At 65.3% G+C, this 21,209-nt stretch carries 22 protein-coding genes; 8 read left to right on the top strand and 14 right to left on the bottom strand.

Annotation, left to right across the window (positions count from 1 at the left end; translation table 11 throughout):
- The first annotated feature begins 1 nt into the window (after position 1).
- From KSS94_RS02440 to KSS94_RS02415, 6 genes are all read left to right on the top strand, one after another.
- A complete protein-coding gene (locus tag KSS94_RS02440) occupies positions 2-955 on the top strand; it encodes an NAD(P)H-dependent flavin oxidoreductase (RefSeq protein WP_217841518.1) in 954 nt (317 codons plus the stop codon).
- 52 nt (positions 956-1,007) lie between these two features.
- The gene (locus tag KSS94_RS02435) at positions 1,008-1,784 is read left to right on the top strand and encodes an SDR family NAD(P)-dependent oxidoreductase (protein ID WP_217841517.1); all 777 of its coding nucleotides are present in this window, start codon (positions 1,008-1,010) and stop codon (positions 1,782-1,784) included.
- Between the two features lie 64 nt (positions 1,785-1,848).
- Complete coding sequence (locus KSS94_RS02430) at positions 1,849-2,187, top strand: histidine triad nucleotide-binding protein (RefSeq protein ID WP_151925239.1); 339 nt, start codon at positions 1,849-1,851, stop codon at positions 2,185-2,187.
- Positions 2,188-2,253: 66 nt separating this feature from the next.
- Positions 2,254-2,901 (top strand): 2-polyprenyl-3-methyl-6-methoxy-1,4-benzoquinone monooxygenase, encoded by a 648-nt coding sequence (gene coq7 / locus KSS94_RS02425; protein ID WP_217841516.1) that lies wholly within the window; start codon positions 2,254-2,256, stop codon positions 2,899-2,901.
- Between the two features lie 10 nt (positions 2,902-2,911).
- Positions 2,912-3,949, top strand: a complete 1,038-nt coding sequence (locus KSS94_RS02420) for a DUF2157 domain-containing protein (protein WP_217841515.1) — start codon at positions 2,912-2,914, stop codon at positions 3,947-3,949.
- Positions 3,946-4,374 (top strand): hypothetical protein, encoded by a 429-nt coding sequence (locus KSS94_RS02415; RefSeq protein ID WP_225935830.1) that lies wholly within the window; start codon positions 3,946-3,948, stop codon positions 4,372-4,374. The genes KSS94_RS02420 and KSS94_RS02415 overlap by 4 nt, the downstream gene beginning before the upstream one ends.
- Positions 4,375-4,398: 24 nt before the next feature.
- Here KSS94_RS02415 and KSS94_RS02410 read toward each other — a convergent pair whose 3' ends face one another.
- Positions 4,399-4,821: an OsmC family protein gene (locus tag KSS94_RS02410; RefSeq protein WP_004376171.1), complete on the bottom strand. Its 423-nt coding sequence runs from the start codon at positions 4,819-4,821 to the stop codon at positions 4,399-4,401.
- A gap of 188 nt (positions 4,822-5,009) precedes the next feature.
- Here KSS94_RS02410 and crp point away from each other — a divergent pair, with 188 nt between their 5' ends.
- Positions 5,010-5,657, top strand: coding sequence for a cAMP-activated global transcriptional regulator CRP (gene crp, locus KSS94_RS02405; protein WP_217843504.1), 648 nt, complete (start codon positions 5,010-5,012; stop codon positions 5,655-5,657).
- On the opposite strand, the gene KSS94_RS02400 is transcribed toward crp, so the two are convergent.
- The 13 genes from KSS94_RS02400 to KSS94_RS02340 form a co-directional block, all read right to left on the bottom strand.
- Entirely contained in the window at positions 5,654-6,358 is a 705-nt protein-coding gene (locus KSS94_RS02400; RefSeq protein WP_217841514.1) for a lipoate--protein ligase family protein, read from the bottom strand. The two genes, crp and KSS94_RS02400, sit on opposite strands and share 4 nt — an antisense overlap.
- A gap of 155 nt (positions 6,359-6,513) precedes the next feature.
- Positions 6,514-7,347, bottom strand: coding sequence for an indole-3-glycerol phosphate synthase TrpC (gene trpC / locus KSS94_RS02395; protein WP_217841513.1), 834 nt, complete (start codon positions 7,345-7,347; stop codon positions 6,514-6,516).
- Positions 7,344-8,393 (bottom strand): anthranilate phosphoribosyltransferase, encoded by a 1,050-nt coding sequence (gene trpD, locus KSS94_RS02390; RefSeq protein WP_217841512.1) that lies wholly within the window; start codon positions 8,391-8,393, stop codon positions 7,344-7,346. Before trpD ends, trpC begins: the two co-directional genes overlap by 4 nt.
- Positions 8,394-8,402: 9 nt before the next feature.
- On the bottom strand, positions 8,403-8,996 hold the full coding sequence (locus KSS94_RS02385) for an aminodeoxychorismate/anthranilate synthase component II (RefSeq protein WP_217841511.1): 594 nt from the start codon (positions 8,994-8,996) through the stop codon (positions 8,403-8,405).
- 75 nt (positions 8,997-9,071) lie between these two features.
- Positions 9,072-10,553, bottom strand: coding sequence for an anthranilate synthase component I (gene trpE / locus KSS94_RS02380; protein ID WP_217841510.1), 1,482 nt, complete (start codon positions 10,551-10,553; stop codon positions 9,072-9,074).
- 70 nt (positions 10,554-10,623) lie between these two features.
- Positions 10,624-11,442, bottom strand: a complete 819-nt coding sequence (locus KSS94_RS02375; protein WP_217841509.1) for a phosphoglycolate phosphatase — start codon at positions 11,440-11,442, stop codon at positions 10,624-10,626.
- The gene (gene rpe, locus KSS94_RS02370; protein ID WP_217841508.1) at positions 11,439-12,113 is read right to left on the bottom strand and encodes a ribulose-phosphate 3-epimerase; all 675 of its coding nucleotides are present in this window, start codon (positions 12,111-12,113) and stop codon (positions 11,439-11,441) included. The genes KSS94_RS02375 and rpe overlap by 4 nt, the downstream gene beginning before the upstream one ends.
- A 195-nt stretch (positions 12,114-12,308) precedes the next feature.
- Entirely contained in the window at positions 12,309-13,136 is an 828-nt protein-coding gene (locus KSS94_RS02365) for an ABC transporter permease (protein ID WP_217841507.1), read from the bottom strand.
- A gap of 11 nt (positions 13,137-13,147) precedes the next feature.
- Positions 13,148-14,395 carry an ABC transporter permease gene (locus KSS94_RS02360; protein WP_217841506.1) on the bottom strand — a complete coding sequence of 416 codons (1,248 nt, stop codon included), beginning with the start codon at positions 14,393-14,395 and terminating at the stop codon, positions 13,148-13,150.
- Between the two features lie 119 nt (positions 14,396-14,514).
- Positions 14,515-15,549 (bottom strand): ABC transporter substrate-binding protein, encoded by a 1,035-nt coding sequence (locus KSS94_RS02355; RefSeq protein WP_217841505.1) that lies wholly within the window; start codon positions 15,547-15,549, stop codon positions 14,515-14,517.
- A 40-nt stretch (positions 15,550-15,589) separates the two neighbouring features.
- The gene (locus tag KSS94_RS02350; RefSeq protein WP_217841504.1) at positions 15,590-16,702 is read right to left on the bottom strand and encodes an ABC transporter ATP-binding protein; all 1,113 of its coding nucleotides are present in this window, start codon (positions 16,700-16,702) and stop codon (positions 15,590-15,592) included.
- 292 nt (positions 16,703-16,994) lie between these two features.
- A complete protein-coding gene (locus KSS94_RS02345; RefSeq protein WP_217841503.1) occupies positions 16,995-17,624 on the bottom strand; it encodes a response regulator in 630 nt (209 codons plus the stop codon).
- On the bottom strand, positions 17,621-20,023 hold the full coding sequence (locus KSS94_RS02340) for a PAS domain-containing sensor histidine kinase (protein WP_217841502.1): 2,403 nt from the start codon (positions 20,021-20,023) through the stop codon (positions 17,621-17,623). The genes KSS94_RS02345 and KSS94_RS02340 overlap by 4 nt, the downstream gene beginning before the upstream one ends.
- Before the next feature lie 95 nt (positions 20,024-20,118).
- On the opposite strand from KSS94_RS02340, the gene KSS94_RS02335 reads away from it, so the two are divergent.
- Positions 20,119-21,117: an alpha/beta hydrolase family protein gene (locus tag KSS94_RS02335; protein WP_217841501.1), complete on the top strand. Its 999-nt coding sequence runs from the start codon at positions 20,119-20,121 to the stop codon at positions 21,115-21,117.
- Positions 21,118-21,209 lie beyond the last annotated feature (92 nt).

Here is a 21,209-nt window from a genome sequence, read left to right as displayed (position 1 = left end):
CATGCCCTTGCCCGCCTCGCTCGAACAGCGCCTGCGCCTGCCCCTGGTGGCCGCGCCGATGTTCCTGATCTCCAACCCGCAACTGGTTCTGGCCTGCTGCGCCCATGGCGTGGTGGGCAGCTTCCCGGCCCTCAACCAGCGCGACAGCGCAGGTTTCAAGGCCTGGCTGGAGGAAATCGAGGCGGGCCTGGCACAGTTGCAGGCGCCAGCCCCCTATGCCGTCAACCTGATCGTGCACCCCAGCAACCCCAGGCTGCAGGCCGACCTGGCACTGTGTGTCGAACACCGGGTCCCCATCGTGATCACCAGCCTGGGCGCCGTGAAGGAAGTGGTCGACGCCGTGCATGCCTACGGCGGCCTGGTGTTCCACGATGTGACTACCCGCCGCCACGCCGAAAAGGCCGCCGAGGCCGGCGTCGACGGGTTGATTGCCGTGGCCGCCGGTGCCGGTGGCCATGCCGGCACCTGGAGCCCGTTCGCCCTGGTAGCCGAGATTCGCCAGTTCTTCGACAAGACCCTGCTGCTGGCCGGTTGCCTGAACCACGGCCATGAGCTGCTCGCCGCCCAGCTGCTGGGCGCCGACCTGGGCTACATGGGCACACGCTTCATCGCCACCCGTGAAAGCCACGCACAGGACGAATACAAACAGATGATTCTCGGCGCGGCTGCCGCCGACATCGTGCACACTCCCGCGGTCTCGGGCATCCCCGCCAGCTTCCTTCGCCAAAGCCTGGAGCAGGCCGGCTACGACCTGGCCACGCTGAAAAGCCACGAGGCCGGCAAACTCAAGCCGCTGGACGAAGAGGCCAAGGCCTGGAAAACCGTCTGGTCTGCCGGCCAGGGCGTCGGCGGCATCGATGACCTGCCCACCACAGAAGAGCTGATCCAGCGCCTGGAGGGCGAATACCAGGCCGCGCTGAAACGTACCAACCAGCTGCGCGGCAACGTCTTGTAGCAAAAACGCCAGCCTGTACACTAAGCGCCCCTCACGCCCCCAGGAGCCGCGCATGACCCGTTACGCCATGATCACCGGCGCTTCCAGCGGCCTGGGCCTGGCCCTGGCGGAGGCCCTGGCGCGGCGCGGGCGCAACCTGATCCTGGTGGCACGCCAGCGCGAAACGCTGGAGCCGGTGGCCATCGAACTGGCGCAACGCTTCGGCGTCGAGGTGCTGCTGCGCGCCTGCGACCTCAGCCAGCCGCTGCGCCTGTCCGGCTTCGTGCTCGAGCTGGAAGAAGGCGAACGGCGCATCGACCTGCTGGTCAACTGCGCGGCCCAGCGCACCTACGGCCCGTTCCTCGCCCACGAATGGGCCGACGAGCAGGACCTGCTGGAGGTCAACATCCTCGCCTTGAGCCGCCTCTGCCATGCCATCGGCAACCTCATGGCAGTGCAGGGTGGCGGGCAGATCCTCAACGTCGCCGGGCTGGCCGGGGTTGCGCCGGGCCCGTGGATGGCCGCCTACGCGGCAAGCAAGGCCTACGTGCTGAGCTTCAGCGAAGCGCTGCGCGAAGAGCTACGCCGCACCGGCATCAAGGTTTCGGTGCTGTGCCCGGGGCCGGTGCGCTCCGCAAAGCGCCCCATTCCGCGCCTGGATGGCAACAGCCCCAGCCCCGAGGAGATCGCGCTGTACACCGTGCGCGCCCTGGCCAAAAACCGCGCGCTCATAATCCCCGGCCAGCGCAACCGCTGGCTGGCCTTCGCCCCGCGCCTGCTGCCACGTTGGCTGGCACGCAAGCTGGCAGGCCGCATCCACCGCCGCTACTGCCCGGCGGGCCTGGAATAAGCACTGGGCGAGCGCCCCCCGCCTTAAGTACACTCGGGCCCACACTCACCATGGAGCACGTGCTGTGGACGATCTATTCCTCAAAATCATCAACCGGGAAATCCCGGCGGATATCATCTACGAAGACGACCAGATCCTCGCCTTCAAGGATATCGCCCCCGCGGCGCCGGTCCACTTCCTGGTCATCCCCAAGAAACACATCCCCACCCTCAACCACCTGACCGAAGAGGACAAGGCCCTGGCCGGCCACATCCTGTTCACCGCCCAGCGCCTGGCCGTCGAGCAAGGCTGCGAAGAGGGCTTCCGGGTGGTCATGAACTGCAACCCCAAGGGCGGCCAGACCGTCTACCACATCCACATGCACGTGCTTGGCCAGCGCCAGATGAACTGGCCGCCGGGCTGACCCAGGGCAAGCCCCCTCACAGGGTTTGAGGTAGACTGTCGGGCATCACTTCAGCGGAGGTGCCCGATGGCCACCGAACGTCACTACTCCCCGCTCGACCGCTTGTTGCTGCAGGCCGATACCGCCATGCGCACCTTGCTGCCCTTCAGCGGCCAACCTTCCCGCCCGTCGCCAGCAATCATCCAGCCCGATGCCGAGCTCGACGAGCAACAGTCCCGCCACATCGCAGGGTTGATGCGCATCAACCACACCGGTGAAGTCTGCGCCCAGGCGCTCTACCAGGGCCAGGCCCTGACCGCCAAGCTGCCCCAGGTACGCAAGGCCATGGAGCATGCCGCAGAAGAAGAAATCGACCACCTGGCCTGGTGCGAGCAGCGCATTCGCCAGCTCAACAGCCACCCCAGCGTGCTCAACCCGCTGTTCTATGGCATGTCGTTCGGCATCGGCGCCCTCGCCGGGCTGGTCAGCGACAAGGTCAGCCTGGGCTTCGTCGCCGCCACCGAACACCAGGTGTGCAAGCACCTTGACGAGCACCTGGAGCAGATCCCCGAGAACGACAACAAGTCGCGGGCGATTCTCGAGCAGATGCGCGTGGACGAAGAGCACCACGCCGAATCCGCCCTCGAAGCCGGTGGCTATCGCTTCCCCGCCCCGGTGCGCTTCGGCATGAGCCTGCTGGCCAAGGTCATGACCAAGAGCACCTACCGCATCTGAGGCCCACGGCATGGAACGCTTCGACGCCAAGGACCTGGCACGCGCAGTAAGCGCAGGTGTCTTGCAACCAGGCCAGGACCGCGCCCTGCTGGACTTCCTGCGCCAGCAACCGGCAACCGCCGGCAGCTTCCAGCTCGCCCATGTGGCCTTCTACTTCGGCGCCCTGCTGATCATGGGCGCCATGGGCTGGCTGCTGACCCTGGCCTGGATGAGCATCGGCGACATCGCCTTGCTCGTCGTTGCCCTGCTCTACATTGCCGGCATCACCCTGTACGCCCTGGCCTTGCAACGGCGCCAGCAGCCGATTGCCGCCGGGGTACTGGCCGCCGTGGCCGTGAGCATCGTGCCGTTGGCGGTGTTTGCCGTGCAACGCCTGGTCGGCTGGTGGCCACTGGACGATGCGCAAGGCGACTATCACCAGTACTACACCTACGTGCAGGGCGGCTGGCTGCTGATGGAAGCCGCCACCGTGGTGGCCGGCCTGCTGATGCTGCGCCTGATCCCCTTCCCGTTCATCGTCATGCCCATCGCCGTGGCCCTGTGGTTCATGTCCATGGACTTGAGCGAATGGGTCTACGGCGACGTGTTCAGCTGGGACCAGCGCCGCACGGTGTCGTTATGGTTCGGCCTGGGCCTGCTGCTGGTATTCATTGCCGTGGACGGGCGCACCCAGCGCGACTATGCATTCTGGGGTTACCTGGCCGGGCTGGCCGCGTTCTGGGGCGGGCTGACGCTGATGGACAGCGGTAGCCAATGGGGCAAGTTGTTCTACTGCCTGATCAACCTGGGGCTGATGGCCCTGGCCGTGCTATTGCGCCGGCCGGTGTTCATGGTATTCGGCGCCATGGGCGTGGCCGCCTACCTGGGCTACCTGTCCTACGACGTGTTCGCCGACTCCTTGCTGTTCCCGCTGGTACTGACGGTGATCGGTCTGGGCGTCATCGCGCTGGGCGTGCGCTACCAGAAACACCGTGAAGCGCTGAGCGCCAGGCTGCGCTCGAAGATGCCCGCCGGCCTGCTGCGCCTGCTGCCGGCATTGCAACGGTGACCCTGCGCTTGCTCGCCACCCGGGCGCTGCAAAGCCTCGGGCTGATCCCCGTGGCCTATCTGTTCGTTTGTTTGCTGGGCGCAAGCTTCGGTGAACCGTTCAGCCTGAGGCTGCCCGACATCGCCGCCCCCGATGGCAACAGCCTGGTGGAGCTGCTGATCTTCACCGTGCCGGGGCAATTGCTGTTCATGCTGCCGGGCATTTTCTGCAAAAACCGCCGCTGGCTGGCCGGGCTGTTCGCGCTGTGCGCCACGCAGGTTGCATGGCTGCAGTGCCTGCTGTTTGCCGATGCGTTCGGCAACACCTGGAGCACCACAGAAATCGCCGGGCTGCTGGGTTACAACCTGCCCTGGTTGCTGCTCGCCCTTGCCCCAGGGCTGGCACTGCTGCGGGTTACCGAGCCACGCCGTCAACAAGGCACCTGACCGACCGCCAGGTGCCAGCACCGCTCAACCCAGTTCGACGATCTCATAGCCATGGGTGATTTCCACCCCGGCCCGCTCGAGCATGATCGAGGCCGAGCAGTACTTCTCGGCCGACAGCTCCACGGCGCGCTTGACCTGAGCTTCTTTCAGCCCACGGCCCTTGACCACGAAGTTCATGTGGATCTTGGTGAACACCTTCGGGTCTTCGCTGGCACGCTCGGCCTCAAGGAAGGCTTCGCAACTTTCCACCGCCTGGCGCGATTTCTTCAAGATGCTCACCACGTCGAAGCTGCTGCAGCCACCCAGGCCAAGCAGCAGCATCTCCATCGGGCGCACGCCCAGGTTGCGTCCACCGGCTTCGGGCGGGCCGTCCATGACCACCACGTGGCCGCTCCCCGACTCGCCGAGGAACATCGCTTCACCGGCCCACTGGATACGTGCCTTCATCTACCCGCACTCCACAATTCGTAAAAGTCTGCCAGCTTAGTCCTTGTGAGGCTGTCGGAAAAGCTCAAGAGAAGGCGCTTTTATGCCGATACCCCCGGTACTGTCTGATAAGCTGGCGCCAATTGGCTGGCATGCACCGCCAGGCAGCCCATAAAAAGCCCATGCGTCGCATCGAACAGGATTTCGTGATGGTCTCCCCAGTCCTTCTCCCCGCCAAGATCAAGAATATCGACAAGCTCCTGGCCCACTGCCAGCGCCGTCGCTATGCCGCCAAGAGCAACATCATCTGCGCCGGCGACCGGGCAGAGACGCTGTCGTTCATCCTCAAGGGCTCGGTGACCATCGTCATCGAAGACGACGACGGCCACGAAATGATCATCGCCTACCTCAACAGCGGCGACTTCTTCGGCGAGCTGGGGTTGTTCGAGCCGGCCGGCCAGGAGCACCAGCGCAGCGCCTGGGTGCGAGCCAAGACCGAATGCGAAGTGGCCGAGATCAGCTACGACAAGTTCCGCGAACTCGGCCGCCAGGACCCGGACATCCTCTACGCCCTGGGCAGCCAGATGGCCCAGCGCCTGCGCAACACCACGCGCAAGGTCGGCGACCTGGCCTTCTTCGATGTCACCGGGCGCGTGGCCCGCTGCCTGCTCGACCTGTGCAAGCAGCCCGACGCCATGACCCACCCCGACGGCATGCAGATCAAGATCACCCGCCAGGAAATCGGCCGCATCGTCGGTTGCTCGCGGGAAATGGTCGGCCGCGTACTCAAGGACCTCGAAGAGCGCAGCCTGGTGCAGGTCAAGGGCAAGACAATGGTGGTCTACGGCACCCGTTAATCGGCAGGCAGCGCTGCGATGACGTCGGCGTAAGCCTGTGACAGGCGCTCGAACCAGGGCGCCGCAGGGGCCACTTCGTGCAGGGCGATATGGCTGTCGGCCCGGCAACGCTGCTCCAGCTCGCAGCACTCGTTGAAGCGGTTGACCGCCGCCACCATCGACTCGCGCTCGTTGTCCAGCAACAGCGCGCCATGTACCAGCACCACCGGGCGCTTGCCGCCCAGGCCCTGGCGCCAGCGCTGGGCCGTGCCCACCAGCTTGCGGCCATTGAGGTTGACGTTATAGCGGCCATCGCAGAAGGCGCCGTCGATCTCTCCCACCGACGCCACCCCACCCCACTCGCGCAGTACCTCGCACAGCGGCAGGCACAGGCGTTCGTAGGCATTTTCGATACGGCCATGGTCGCCTTCGCTGCGCGGCGCCACGTAGACCAGCGCCACATTCACCGTCGAGTGCGACTGCGGCACCGGCTCGCCACCGGTTTCACGCAGCAGCACCGGCCAGCCGGCGATGGCCAGCTCGGCGCAGGCGGCCTCGAAGTTATCCAGCCGGCTCATGCGCCGCGGCATCACCAGGGCGTGATCGGTGGGGCGCCAGAACAATACGCCGGCTTCGCGCTCGCCACGGCAGACGGCGGCCAGCAGTTCCTGTTCGGCGTGCAGGCCCTGCTCGACGGTGAGGGCCAAGGGTTGATCGGTCATGGTTCGGTCCTTGTGATGGCCTTGCCGGCCCTATCGCAGGCAAGCCTGCGCCTGCAGAAAAACACCGCCCCCCTGTAGGAGCGGGCTTGCCCGCGATAGGGCCCTCGAATACAAAAAACAAAAAAGCCGGCAAAAAATGCCGGCTCCCTGTTCGTTCAGTCCAGTGGCTGAACGGTCTTCTTCACCTGGTCAGGGAAGAACAACCGCTGCAGCTCCAGCCCCGGCTGCTCGGCACGCATGAACGCCTCACCGACCAGGAACGAATACACCTCGTTGATTTCCATCAGCTCGACATCGGCGCGGTTGAGAATGCCGCTCTCGGTGATCGCCAGGCGGTCGCGCGGAATGCGCGGCAGCAGGTCGAGGGTGGTTTCCAGGCTGACTTCAAAGGTGTGCAGGTTGCGGTTGTTGACGCCGACCAGCGGGGTGTCGAGGGTTTTAAGCGCGCGCTCTAGCTCGTCGCCGTCGTGCACCTCCACCAGCACGTCGAGGCCGACGTCCTTGGCGGTGGCGGCCAGCTCGGCCATCTTCACGTCATCCAGCGCCGAGACGATCAGCAGCACGCAATCGGCACCCAGGGCCCGGGCCTCTACGATCTGGTACGGGTCGACCATGAAGTCCTTGCGGATCACCGGTAGCGAAACCGCCGCGCGGGCCTGCTGCAGGTATTGGTCAGCGCCCTGGAAGTAATCCACGTCGGTGAGCACCGACAGGCAAGTCGCCCCGCCCTTCTCATAGCTGACGGCGATCTCTGCCGGCGCAAAATTCTCGCGAATGACGCCCTTGCTCGGCGAGGCCTTCTTGATTTCGGCAATCACCGCGGGCTTTTTCAGCTTGGCCTGCTCGATCAGGGCATTGGCAAAACCTCGAGGGGCGTCGGCGGCTTTCGCCACGCGCTCAAGCTCGCCCAGGCTCACGCGCGCACTGCGCTCGGCCACTTCCTGGAACTTGCGGGCGATGATCCTTTCCAGCACCGTCGGGACACTCATGCTTCGTTCTCCACCTTGAATACCGCAGTAAAGGCGCCCAGCTCCTGCAGTTTTTCCCAGGCCAGCCCGGTGTGCAGCACATCGTGGGCCAGTTCCACACCCTGGGCCAGGGTCATGGCATGGTCGGCGGCGTACAGCGCGGCGCCGGCGTTCAGTACGATCATTTCGGCAGCCTTCTGGCCGTTCTCGGTCTTGCGCCGGCCCAGCGCATCGCGAATCAGCTCCAGCGACGCCTGCGGGTTCTCCACCGCCAGGCCATGCAGGCTTTGGCTCTTCATGCCGAGGTCTTCGGGCTCGACCCAATACTCAGTGATTTCACCGTTCTTGAGCTCGGCCACAAAAGTTGGCGCCGCCAGGCTGAACTCGTCCAGGCCGTCCTTGGAGTGCACCACAAGCACATGCTTGCTGCCCAGGCGCTGCAGCACCTCGGCCAACGGGCGGCACAGGGCCTGGGTGAACACTCCGACCACCTGGTGCTTGACCCCAGCCGGATTCGTAAGCGGGCCGAGCATGTTGAACAGGGTACGCAGGCCCAGGTCGCGGCGTGGGCCTGCGGCGTGCTTCATGGCGCTGTGGTGGGTCTGGGCGAACATGAAGCCGATGCCAAGGCTGTCGATGCAACGGGCTACCTGCACCGGCGTCAGGTTCAGGTAAATGCCAGCTGCCTCCAGCAGGTCGGCGCTACCGCTCTTGCCCGACACCGCACGGTTGCCATGCTTGGCCACGGTGCAGCCGGCAGCGGCCAGCACAAACGACGAAGCGGTGGACACGTTGAAGATATTGGCGCCATCGCCACCGGTACCGACGATGTCGACCACGCCGTCCAGGCTCTTGAGCTCGACCTTGTCGGCCAGCTCACGCATCACCGACACCGCGCCGACGATCTCGTCGATGCTCTCGCTCTTCATGCGCATGCCCATCAGAAAGGCGCCGATCTGCGCCTCGCTGCACTGGCCGGTCATGATCTGGCGCATCACGTCACGCATCTCGTCGGTGGAAAGGTCCAGGTGGCCGACGATACGGCTCAACGCAGTCTTGATATCCATGCTCGTTCCTTAACGGCGGCCGCCGGTCTGCTTGAGGAAGTTGGCGAACAGCTCGTGGCCCTGCTCGGTGAGGATCGACTCGGGGTGGAACTGCACCCCCTCGATGTTCAGTGTCTTGTGGCGCAGGCCCATGATCTCGTCCACCGAACCGTCGGCGTGGGCGGTCCAGGCGGTGACTTCCAGGCAGTCAGGCAGGGTCTCGCGCTTGACCACCAGCGAATGGTAGCGGGTTACGGTCAACGGGTTGTTCAGCCCTTCGAACACGCCCAGGTCGCGGTGCACCACCGGGCTGGTCTTGCCGTGCATCACCTGGCGGGCACGCACTACATCACCGCCAAAAGCCTGGCCGATGGACTGGTGGCCCAGGCACACACCCAGAATCGGCAGCTTGCCGGCAAAGTGCAGGATGGCCTCGATGGACACGCCCGCTTCGCTGGGGGTGCAAGGGCCTGGGGAAACCACGATGCGCTCGGGGTTGAGCGCCTGGATCTGCTCGATGGTCATCTCGTCATTGCGGATGACCTTGACCGCTGCACCCAGCTCGCCGAGGTATTGCACGACGTTGTAGGTGAACGAGTCGTAGTTGTCGATCATCAGTAGCATCTGGAACGAACCTCTTCAATACGGGGGACTCCGGGGGCCTTTGGCGGCCCGCCGGGTTCATGGACCACAGCCTGTTCAGCCCTTGCAGGTTTGCTCGGCAAGGGCCACCGCGCGGAACATCGCCCGACGCTTGTTGATGGTTTCTTCCCATTCCAGGGCTGGCACCGAGTCGGCGACGATGCCGCCGCCGGCCTGCACGTGCAGCTCGCCGTCCTTGATCACCGCAGTGCGGATGGCGATGGCGGTGTCCATGTTGCCGTTCCAGGCCAGGTAGCCCACGGCGCCGCCGTAGACGCCACGCTTGACCGGTTCCAGTTCATCGATGATTTCCATGGCGCGAATCTTCGGCGCACCCGACAAGGTGCCGGCCGGCAGGATGGCGCGCAGTGCGTCCATCGCCGTCAGCCCCTCGGCCAGTTGGCCGGTGACGTTGGAGACGATGTGCATCACGTTCGAGTAGCGCTCGATCACCATCTTCTCGGTCAGGCGCACGCTACCGGTGGAGGACACCCGGCCCACGTCGTTGCGGCCCAGGTCGATCAGCATCAGGTGCTCGGCGATCTCCTTGTCGTCCGACAGCAGGTCGTCTTCCAGCGCGCGGTCGGCTTCTTCGGTGGCGCCGCGCGGGCGGGTGCCGGCGATCGGGCGTACGGTGACCAGGTTGTCCTCGACCCGTACCAATACCTCCGGCGAGCTGCCCACCACGTGGAAGTCACCGAAGTTGAAGAAGTACATGTAAGGGGTCGGGTTGAAGCAGCGCAGGGCGCGGTAAAGGTCGATGGGCGCTGCCTTGAAGTCGATCGACATGCGCTGCGACGGCACCACCTGCATGCAGTCGCCGGCCAGGATGTATTCCTTGATGCGGCCGACGGCGTTCTCGTAATCCTCACGGGTGTAGCTGGAGCGAAACTCAGGTTCAGCCGCCTGCGGGCCGCCCAGGTCCAGGCCGCGGCGCGGGGTGATCGGCTGGCGCAGTTTCTCCAGCAAGCCCTGCAGCTGGGCCTGGCCCTGTTCGAAGGCCTGCTCGTCGCTGGGGTCGGCCAACACGATGGCGTGCATCTTGCCGGCCAGGTTGTCGAACACCACCACCGCGTCGGAGACCATCAGCAGGATGTCCGGCACCCCCAACGGGTCCGGGTTGGGGCTGGCGCCCAGGCGCTTTTCCACATAACGCACGCAGTCGTAGCCGAAATAACCCACCAGGCCACCGTTGAAACGCGGCAGGCCCGGGATGTCCGCGACCTTGTAACGGTCCTTGAACGCCTCGACGAAGGCCAGCGGGTCTTCGACGTCATGGCTTTCTACCTCGACGCCATCCTGCAGGATGCTGACGTGGTAGCCATGCACGCGCAGTACGGTGCGCGACGGCAGGCCGATCATCGAGTAGCGGCCCCATTTCTCGCCGCCCTGCACGGATTCGAGCAGGTACGAGTTGGGCTGGTTGGCAAGTTTGAGGTAGATCGACAGCGGCGTATCGAAGTCGGCCAGGGTTTCACAGGCCAAAGGGATGCGGTTGTAGCCGGCAGCGGCCAGGCGCAGGAATTCTTCGCGGGTCATGGGTAGCCTCGTGGCAAGCAGCAATGGGGTCGGGCAAGCGGACGGGCCGGCAGGCGCCGGCGGGCATAAGTCAGGCGCGCCAGCGCCAGCGGGCCAGGGCCTTGATGACTTTCATCCAGAACTTGCCGGTAACCACCACGTCGTTGTCTCTGCTGTGCGGGGCTTGAAGGTCCGCCAACGTTATCCCAGTGTCGGTGACTAAGCAACCAGGCAACAGCAGCCGCAGGTCACTGAGCACCAGGCTGGGCTGCTCTTCGTCGATCGGGCGGCCGTGGTTGTAGCCGTAGCTCAGGCCCACGCACTGCACCCCGGCGGCCTTGGCCGCCAGCACGTCGCTGCGCGAATCGCCGACGAACAGCGACTCGGCGGGGGACACCCCGGCCATCTTCATGACGAACAGCAGCGCCGCCGGGTCGGGCTTTTTCTGTGGCAGGGTGTCGCCGCCGATGATCCAGCGAAAATGACGGCCGATCTTCATCTGGTCCAGCAGCGGGGCGACGAAGCGCTCCGGCTTGTTGGTGATCAGCGCCATCTCCACGCCCTGCTTGCTCAGCCAGCGCAGGGTGTCCTGCACGCCGGGGTAGACCACCGTCAGTTCGTGGCTTTCGGCGTAGGCCTCCATGAACAGCGCCAGGGCGCGCTCGGCCAGCTCATCGTCCACGTTTTCGTGCTCGATGCCACCAGCCAGGGCGCGACGCACCAGCACCTGGGCGCCGTTGCCCACCCAGTGGCGCACGGCCTCCAGGCCTGCGGGCTGGCGCCCGAGTTCGAGCAGCATGCGGTCGACCGCTGCAGCCAGGTCCGGTACCGAGTCGATCAAGGTGCCATCCAGATCGAACATCACCAGCCTGGGCAGCGTCCCCGGGAACAGCTGCTCGAAGCCGCTCATGGGCGTGCCAGCGCCAGTTCGGCCCGCATCTGGTCGATGACTTGCTTGTAGTCCGGGGCGTTGAAGATCGCCGAGCCGGCCACGAAGGTGTCGGCGCCGGCGGCGGCGATCTCGCGGATGTTCTTGACGTTCACGCCGCCGTCGATTTCCAGGCGGATGTCACGGCCGCTGGCGTCGATCAGGGCGCGGGCCTCGCGCAGCTTGTCGAGGGTGCCAGGGATGAACTTCTGCCCGCCAAAGCCTGGGTTGACGCTCATCAGCAGCACCATGTCGACCTTGTCCATCACGTACTTCAGGGCATCCAGGCTGGTGGCCGGGTTGAACACCAGGCCCGCCTTGCAGCCACCGTCCTTGATCAGTTGCAGCGAACGGTCGATGTGCTGCGAGGCTTCCGGGTGGAAGGTGATGTAGCTGGCGCCGGCCTCGATGAAGTCGCCGATGATGCGGTCGACCGGGCTGACCATCAGGTGCACGTCGATCGGCGCGGTCACGCCGTACTTGCGCAGTGCGGTGCAGACCATCGGGCCGATGGTCAGGTTGGGCACATAGTGGTTATCCATGACATCGAAGTGGACGATGTCGGCCCCGGCGGCCAGAACCTTGTCCACGTCCTCGCCCAGGCGGGCGAAATCGGCGGAAAGAATGGAGGGGGCAATAGCGTAGGGCTGCATGGCGCACCTGTTGGGCAGAATCACGGTGGCGCGCATTGTAACTCAGGGAAAGCGATGAGGGCTGATTGGTATCAAGGGTGTGCGGCAGTGCCCAGAATCTTCATTTTCAACCTGCCCCGGCCTCATCGCCGGCAAGCCGGCTCCTACAGGAGATCGCGTGCGCCTGTAGGAGCCGGCTTGCCGGCGATAGGGCCATCAGCCCGGCTGCTGGGTCCTCAGCTTCTCGCTGCGCCCACGCAACCACTCAAGGGTCAGCAACAGCACCACCGAAAACGCGATCAGCAAGGTCGCCGCCGCGGCAATGGTCGGGCTCAGGTTCTCGCGAATACCGCTGAACATCTGCCGCGGCAAGGTGGCCTGCTCGGGGCCGGCGAGGAACAGCGTCACCACCACCTCATCGAACGAGGTGGCGAAGGCGAACAGCGCCCCGGAGATCACCCCGGGCGCAATCAGCGGCAGAGTCACCCGACGGAAGGTCAACAGCGGCGAGGCGCCGAGGCTGGCCGCAGCGCGCACCAGGTTGTAGTTGAAGCCTTGCAGGGTGGCCGACACGGTGATGATCACGAACGGCACCCCCAGCACGGCATGCACCAGGATCAGCGAGGCGAAGCTGTTGCCCAGCCCCAGCGGGGCAAAGAACAGGTAGCTGGCCACGCCGATGATCACCACCGGCACCACCATCGGCGAAATCACCAGCGCCATCACCAGCGACTTGCCGGGGAAGTCGCCACGGGTCAGGCCGATCGAGGCCAGGGTCCCGAACACCATGGCCAGCACGGTGGCCGCCGGGGCGACGATGATGCTGTTCTTCAGCGCACGCATCCACTCTGCCGAGGCAAAGAAGTCCTGGTACCAGTGCAGCGAAAAGCCCTGCAGCGGGTAGACCAGAAAACTCCCGCTGTTGAACGACAGCGGCACGATCACCAGCACCGGCAGCACCAGGAACAGCAGAATCAAACCGCAGAGAATGCGCAGGGTGTAGAACCACACCCGCTCCACGGGCGACATGTAGGGGCTCAGCATGACAAGGCTCCTCAGCTCAGGCGCAGGCGGCTGGCGCCGACCAGCCAGCTATAGATCAGGTACAGCAGCACGGTCGCCAGCAGCAACAGCCCGCCCAGGGCGGTGGCCATGCCCCAGTTGATGCTGGTGTTGGTATAGAAGGCGACGAAGTAGCTGACCATCTGGTCGTTGGGGCTGCCCAGCAGTGCCGGGGTGATGTAGTAGCCGATGGCGAGGATGAACACCAGCAGGCAGCCGGCACCCACGCCTGCGTAGGTCTGCGGGAAGTACACCCGCCAGAAGCTGGCGAACGGGTGGCAGCCCAGGGATATCGCCGCGCGCATGTAGCTGGGCGAGATGCCCTTCATCACGCTGTACAGCGGCAGGATCATGAACGGCAGCAGGATATGCACCATCGAGATGTATACCCCGGTGCGGTTGAACACCAGTTCCAGCGGCTGGTCGATGATGCCCATGGCCATCAGCGCACTGTTGATCAGCCCGCCGGACTGCAACAGCACGATCCACGCCGCCACCCGCACCAGGATCGAGGTCCAGAACGGCAGCAGCACCAGAATCATCAGCAGGTTGCTCTGGCGGGTCGGCAGGTTGGCCAGCAGGTAGGCCAGCGGGTAGGCCAGTACCAGGCAGATGGCCGTGATCACCACGCCCATCCACAGGGTGCGGGCAAAGATATCCAGGTAGATGGCCTGGTCCGGGGTGGCCTTGGCCAACTCGCCGAGGTCGTCGATACGGTGGTCGACCGAGGCCAGCAGGTAGAACGAGGTCACCGTGCTGGTATTGCGGCGGATCGCCTGCCAGTAGGCCGGGTCGCCCCAGCGCTCGTCGAGGCTTTGCAGCGCATCTTTATAAGAAGCAGGCTCGGCCTTGAATGGCAGCGCCCGCGCAGTCTTGGCCAGCAGGCTGCGGTAGCCGGCCAGCTCCATGTTCAAGCGCTTGGACAAATCGCCCAGGGTCTGGTTCTTGCGTGATTCGGCCAGGTCCTGGCTCAGGGCCTTGTAGACCTCCTCGCCGGGCAGGCTCTTGCCATCCCACTGCGCCACCGCCTCGACGGTGCGCGGCAGGCCGGCGACCACCTCGGGGTTGCCGACGCTCTTGTACAACAGCGCCGCAATCGGCACCAGGAACACCAGCAACAGGAACAGCGCCAGCGGTGCGATCAACGCCTGGGCCTTCCAGCGGTTGACCCGCTCGGCATGCTTGAGGCGCTGTTTCAGGCTTGGGCCTGCGCCTTCTTGGGTTGGCACTGTAATGGCCATGGCGAACTCCGGGGAAACTGGGGTGGGGGCTATCGCCGGCAAGCCGGCTCCTACACAAAACCCGGTAGGAGCTGGCTTGCCAGCGATTGGGCCGCAACGCGGCCCCGTCTATCGGCTGCTTACTTCTTCGCCGCCCAGGCGTTGAAGCGTTGCTCCAGCTGTTCGCTGTTGTCGGCCCAGAAGGCCACGTCGATCTGCACCTGGTTGGCGATGTTTTCAGGCGTGGTCGGCATGTCCTTCTTCACCGCGTCCGCCAGCAGCGGTACTGCCTTGGAGTTGGCCGGGCCGTATGCGATGTTCTCGGAGTAGGTCTTCTGCTGCTCGGGCTGCACGGTGTAGGCGATGAACTTCTTCGCCTCGTCGGCATTCTTGGCACCTTTGGGGATGGCCCAGGCGTCGAAGTCGTAGATGCCGCCGTTCCACACCACCTTGAGGTTGCTCTCTTTCTGCACTGCGGCAATGCGGCCGTTGTAGGCCGAGCTCATGACCACGTCACCCGAGGCCAGGTACTGCGGCGGCTGGGCACCGGCTTCCCACCACTGGATGCTCGGCTTGAGCTGGTCGAGTTTCTTGAAGGCACGGTCCTGGCCCTCTTTGGTGCCCAGCACCTGGTACACATCCTTCGGCGCCACGCCGTCGGCCATCAGGGCGAACTCCAGGGTGTACTTGGCGCCCTTGCGCAGGCCGCGCTTGCCCGGGAATTTCTGGGTGTCCCAGAAATCGGCCCAGCTGGTCGGTGCGGTCTTGAGTTTGTCGGCGTTGTAGGCCAGCACCGTGGACCACACGAAGAAGCCCACACCGCACGGCTGGATGGCGCCCTTGACGTAGTCCGACTCGTTACCGAACAGCGCAGGGTCAAGTTCTTCGAACATGCCCTCGTCGCAACCGCGGGCCAACTCCGGCGACTCCACTTCCACCAGGTTCCAGGACACGCTGTTGGTATCGACCATGGCCTTGACCTTGGCCATTTCGCCGTTGTACTCACCGGCGACGATCTTGCCCTTGCCGGCCTTCTCCCATGGCTCGTAGAACGCTTTCACCTGGGCCGCCTTGTTGGCGCCACCGAACGACACCACGGTGAGGTCGGCGGCCAGGGCCTGCCCGGCGACGCACAGGCCGAGGGCCAGGGCGGTCAGTTTCAACTGCTTGCGCATTATTATTCTCTCCACAGTACAGGGTTGGTGAAGCAATCCATCAGTGGGCTTGTGCAATCGGATCGAGCGCGCGGGCGTGCTCCACCTCCCAGCCCAGCGGTACCACATCGCCCACGGCCAAGGCCGGGTCGAGCTCGGCGATTGGCTGTTTCACGAAGAAATCAGCCTTGCCGCAGACTTCCAGGCGCACCCGCACGTGGTCGCCCAGGTAGATGAACTCGGCCACCCGGCCAGAAAACCGGTTTGCGCAGTTTTCACTGTGGCCGTTCAGGCGCACCCGCTCGGGGCGAATCGACAGGGTCACCGGCTCGCCGGCCTGGCCGACGTTCACCGCCAGCGCCTCGACCCGCTCGCCACGGCCCAGCTGCACCTGGCAGCGCTTGCCGTCGCTGGCCAGCAGGGTGCCGTTGATGCGGTTGTTCTCGCCGATGAAGTTGGCGACGAAGGTGTTGCAGGGTTCTTCGTAGAGGGTGCGTGGGTCGGCGATCTGTTGGATCTCGCCCTGGTGGAACACCGCCACCCGGTCAGACATGGTCAGCGCCTCGCCCTGGTCGTGGGTCACGTACACCACGGTCACGCCCAGGCGCTGGTGGATGTGCTTGATCTCCATCTGCATGTGTTCACGCAGTTGTTTGTCCAGCGCCCCCAGCGGTTCGTCCATCAGTACCAGCTGCGGCTCGAACACCAGGGCCCGGGCCAGGGCCACGCGCTGCTGCTGGCCGCCGGACAGCTGGCCGGGGTAGCGCTTGGCGAAGGCATCCAGCTGGACCATGTTGAGCACGCGCTTGACCCGCTCGCTGATGTCGGTCTTGCTCAGGTTGCGCACGCTCAAGGGGAAGGCCAGGTTTTCGGCCACGGTCATGTGCGGGAACAACGCGTAGTTCTGGAACACCATGCCGATGTCGCGCTTGTGCGGCGGCACGTTGTTGATCGAGCGCCCGGCCAGCTGGATCTCGCCGGCGGTGGGGGTCTCGAAGCCGGCCAGCATCATCAGGCTGGTGGTCTTGCCCGAGCCGGAAGGGCCGAGCAAGGTGAGGAACTCGCCCTTGCGAATGTCCAGGTTGAGGTCTTTGACGATCAGCGATTCGCCGTCGTAGCTCTTCTGCACACCACGGAAGCTGACCAGCGTCTCGTTCGAATTCGCCTCGCTCATGCCCTGCACCTTCTTGTTGGAATGACTGCGTAGGCAACAGCGTAGAAGAGCGGCAAGGGCACGGAAATCGGCGGTGCTGAGAGAATGCCATCATCCGGGTGGAAGAGTTGCTGTAGGGCAATCCCTACAAGGATGGCGTGATCAGATCGCAGAACGCGGGCTCCCGTGGGAGCGGGCTTGCCCCGCGATGACTACAGAAGCCCCAACCCTGTACCTCTGCAGGAAGCTATCGCGAGGCAAGCTCGCTCCCACGCTGCCAGCGCCAGCTTCAGGGTTGTCGCAACCAGAACACTCACACCAACTTGTGCTCCATGGCGTACTTCACCAGCTCCGCCAGCGAGTTCACCTTGAGCTTCTGCATCAGCCGCGCCTTGTGGGTGCTGATGGTCTTGTTCGATAGCGCCAGCTGCACGGCGATGTCGTTGACGTTGGCGCCCTGGGCCAGGCGCTCGAACACCGAGAACTCGCGCTCGGACAACAACGTATGCAACGGCCGGGTCTCGGTCAGGCCCACCTCGAACACCATGCGGTCAGCCAGGGCCGGGTCGATATAGCGCCCTCCCCCCGCCACCCGGCGGATGGCGGTCAGCAGCAGCGCCGGGTCGCTGTCCTTGGTGGCATAGCCCGCCGCCCCGGCCTTCAGCGCCCGTGCGGCCATCTGCGCCTCGTCGTGCATCGACAGCATCAGGATCGCCGGCGGATTGTTCAGCGCGCGGATGCGCGGGATCGCCTCCAGGCCATTGACCCCGGGCATCGAGATGTCCAGCAACACCACCTCGCAGGGCGTATGCCGCAGGGTGTCCAGCAGTTGCTCGCCATTGCCTGCCTCGCCGGCCACCTGCATGTCCTTGGCCAGGCCGATCAACTGCTTGATGCCCTCACGGACGATGGTGTGGTCTTCGGCCACCAGCACTCGAATCACGACTGTCTCTCCTGCATCAATGGAATCGCCACGCTCAGGCTGGTGCCCTCGCCCGGCTCGCTGTCCAGGGTCATGCTGCCGCCCAGCATCAATACCCGCTCCCGTACCCCCACCAGGCCGAACGATGCAGGCCTTGCGGCATCGATAGCAAAGCCTGCGCCGTCATCGATCACCGTCAGGCGCAATTGCTGCCCTTCGCGCACCAGCTCGATCTGCACGGTGTGCGCCTGGGCGTGGCGCATCACGTTGGTCAGCGCCTCCTGCAAAATGCGGAACAGCCCGGTGGCCTTGGCATCGCTCAAGGGTGGCAGATTATCCGGTACCTGCACCAGGCACGGGATCTGCGTACGCGCCTCGAAGCGTCGGGCCTGCCATTCGATGGCCGAAGCGATGCCGGCATCCAGAATCGGCGGGCGCAACGCAGTGGCCACATCGCGCACCAGCTGGAACAGCTGGGCGATCAGGCGCTTCATGCTGGCCAGGCGCTCATTCAGCCCGGCATCCAGTTCGGCGTAGGCCAGCTCGCACATCGATACCTCGAGCTTGAGCACGGTAAGCATCTGCCCCAGCTCGTCATGCACCTCGCGGGCGATGCGCGCCTTCTCTTCCTCACGCACGCTCTCCAGGTGCGCCGACAGCTCACGCAACTGCTCTTGTGAACCGGCCAGGGCCAGTTCGGCCTGCTTGCCCTGGGTGATGTCCCACACCACACCGTCCCACACCACCCGGCCATCGCCCAGGCGGCGGGTGGTGGCCTTGATGTCGGCCCAGCGCTGCTCGCCCTCGCGGGTAAGGATGCGACCCTGCCACGACCAGTCCTGGTCACCCGCCAGGGCGATGTCCTGTACCCGGTGGTAATCGGCACGGTCCTCGGGGTGCACCAGGTTGCGCAGGCCCATGTCCGGGTGCTGGATCGCCGCCGGGGTGTAACCCACCAGTGCCTCGCTGCCCTCGCTGATGTAGGGGAATTCCAGCTCGCCCTCGGCCGGGTCGCGCTCCAGGCGGAACACCAGCCCCGGCACGTTGCCGGCGATACCCTTGAGCCGCGCCTCGCTCTCGCGCAGGGCGGCCAGGGCGCGGCGACGCTCGGTGACGTCGGTGACGAACACCACCAGATACTCGGCGTCGCGAAAGCGCAAGAACGACAGCGAAAGGTCCACCGGCAACAAACCGCCGCTGGCGCTGCGCACCTGGCTTTCGAATTGCAGGTCACCACCCTCGCCCGAGCGGGCGCGCTTCCACAGCTCCAGCCAGCGGTCCATGCTCAGGTTCGGTTCGATGTCGATCAGCGGCCGGTCGAGCAAAACGCCCTCGGCGAACCCGAGCATGCGCTCGGCGGCGTGGTTGGCGTAGCGGATATGGCTGTCCCAGTTGACCCAGAGAATACCCACGGTGCTCTGGTCGATGGAGAACTGGCTCAGGCGCAGCGCCTCTTCGCGGGTTTGCCGTTCGGCCAGGCTCTCGCGCGCCGCCAGCAAGCCGCGCTCCAGCCCGCGCTGCTGGCGGCGCTGCCACACCAGGGTGGCCATGGCGCAGAGCAGCAGCAGGCCGAACAACAGCGCCAGGTTCTGCCAGAACCCGGCCGACTCGGAGAACCGCGGGTATTTGGGTTGCAGCCAACGCTGGTGCATCTGTTCCAGCTGCTTGGCCGGCAGCGCCTGCAAACCGCGCTCGAGCACATCGGCCAACAACGGCCAGTCGCGGCGCGAGCCCACCCGCAGCAACTGCGGCAGGCCGATATCGCCGACCACCGCCAGGTCAGCGAACTCGTTCTCGCGGGACAACCGGCTAAGCTGCGCCTCGTCCACCACGGCAAAGCCGGCCTGCCCGCCCAGCACCAGCTGCAGCGCCTCACGCTCGTTGGGCACGCCCTGCAGGTTGAGGTTGGCATAGTTACCGCGCAGGTAGTCGGCCAGGCGCGACGGCATGCGCACCGCCACCCGGTCGTTGGCACCGAGTTTTTCCAGCTCCACCGCCACCGCGCCGCTGCGCATGCCTACCACCAGTTGCGGCACGCGCATGTAGGGGTCGCTGAACAGCCAATTACGCAGGCTGGCCGGGGTCTGGGTCAGGCCCGGGGCGAAATCGATCTCGCCGGCCAGCAAGGCATGTTCCAGCGCCACCTCGTCGTTGAAGCCGCGCCAGGTCAGGTCCAGCTTGAGGTTTTGCGCCAGGGCGTTGACCAGCTCGACGTTGGCCCCATAAAACTGCTGCAGGCGCCGGTCGAACTGGGCGTAGGGTGCTTGCAGCACCAGGCCCACGCGCAGGCTGCGGTGTGCATCCAGCCACTGCTGCTGCGCAGGCTCCAACACCACGGCCACCGGCATGCCCGGCCCGGCCAGGGCGATCAAGGGCAGACACAACCAGCCGATAACCCACAGGCAACGCACTCGCTTCATCTATACCCTCGTCTTGGCAAGGATGGCCGCACAACATGGCCGTCGCGGACAAATACTATTAGGCTGCCGGTATCTCTATGGCCCTGGACCGATCCATGTTCACACTTTATCGCACGAAGCTGGCAATGATCTGCCTCGCCTCGCTCCTGCCGCTGGCCGCCCAGGCAGCCGACGCCGAAAAAACCGAGCCCGCGCCCGAAGCTGCCGCCCCGGCCCCGCGTGCGCCGCTGGCCGAACGCAGTGCCGACGATGCCCTGGCGCTGGAGCGCCGGGTGCCCAAGGCCGAACAACAAATGCTGCAGGCCGATGGCGAAAGCTTTCTGGCACTGTGGAAGCCGGCCAACGACAGCGACCCCAAGGGCGCGGTCATCATCGTGCCGGGTGCCGGCGAGAACGCTGACTGGCCGAACACCGTCGGGCCGCTGCGCCGCGGTTTCCCCGATGTCGGCTGGCACACCTTGAGCGTCAGCCTGCCGGACCTGCTGGCCGAGCGCCCGCAGGCGCGGGTAGACGCCAAGCCAGCAGCGGAGCCTGCAGCCCCCTTGGGTGAATCGGCCCCGGCCAAGGATACCCCCGCCGATGCCAACGCCAACGTCGCCCAGGCCACCGCCCCTGAGGCCGACACTGCCGAAAGCACCGACGCAGTCGAAGCCGACGAACACAACGACGAGAGCGACGCCGAGCGAATCTTCGCCCGCCTGGATGCCGCCGTGGCCTACGCCCAGCAGCAAAAAGCGCGCAGCATCGTGCTGCTGGGCAATGGCAGCGGTGCCTACTGGGCGGCGCGCTACCTCAGCGAGAAGCAGCCCCCGCAAGTGCAAAAGCTGGTGATGGTGGCCGCGCAAACCCCGGCCCGGGTCGAGCACGACCTGCTGAGCCTGACCCCAACCTTGAAAGTGCCGGCTGCCGACATCTATTACGCCACCCGCACCCAGGACCGCCTGGCAGCACAAGCGCGCCTGCAAGCCAGCAAGCGGCAGAAGGACAGCCAGTACCGCCAGCTGTCGCTGATCGCCATGCCGGGCAACAAGGCTGCCGAACAAGAGCAGTTGCTGCGCCGGGTGCGTGGCTGGCTGTCACCGCAGGAAGAATAAAAACCTAAGACCTGCACTGAACCCTGCAGGAGCCGGCTTGCCGGCGATGAGGCCCGAGCCGGCAGCACAAGGCAGATGCCCCCAAGCGCCCC

This window comes from Pseudomonas fakonensis, from assembly GCF_019139895.1.
In the GTDB taxonomy this organism is placed as follows: Bacteria; Pseudomonadota; Gammaproteobacteria; order Pseudomonadales; family Pseudomonadaceae; genus Aquipseudomonas; species Aquipseudomonas fakonensis.
The sequence above is the reverse complement of the archived record's forward strand: the minus strand, read 5'-3'. Positions and strand labels throughout refer to the sequence as shown.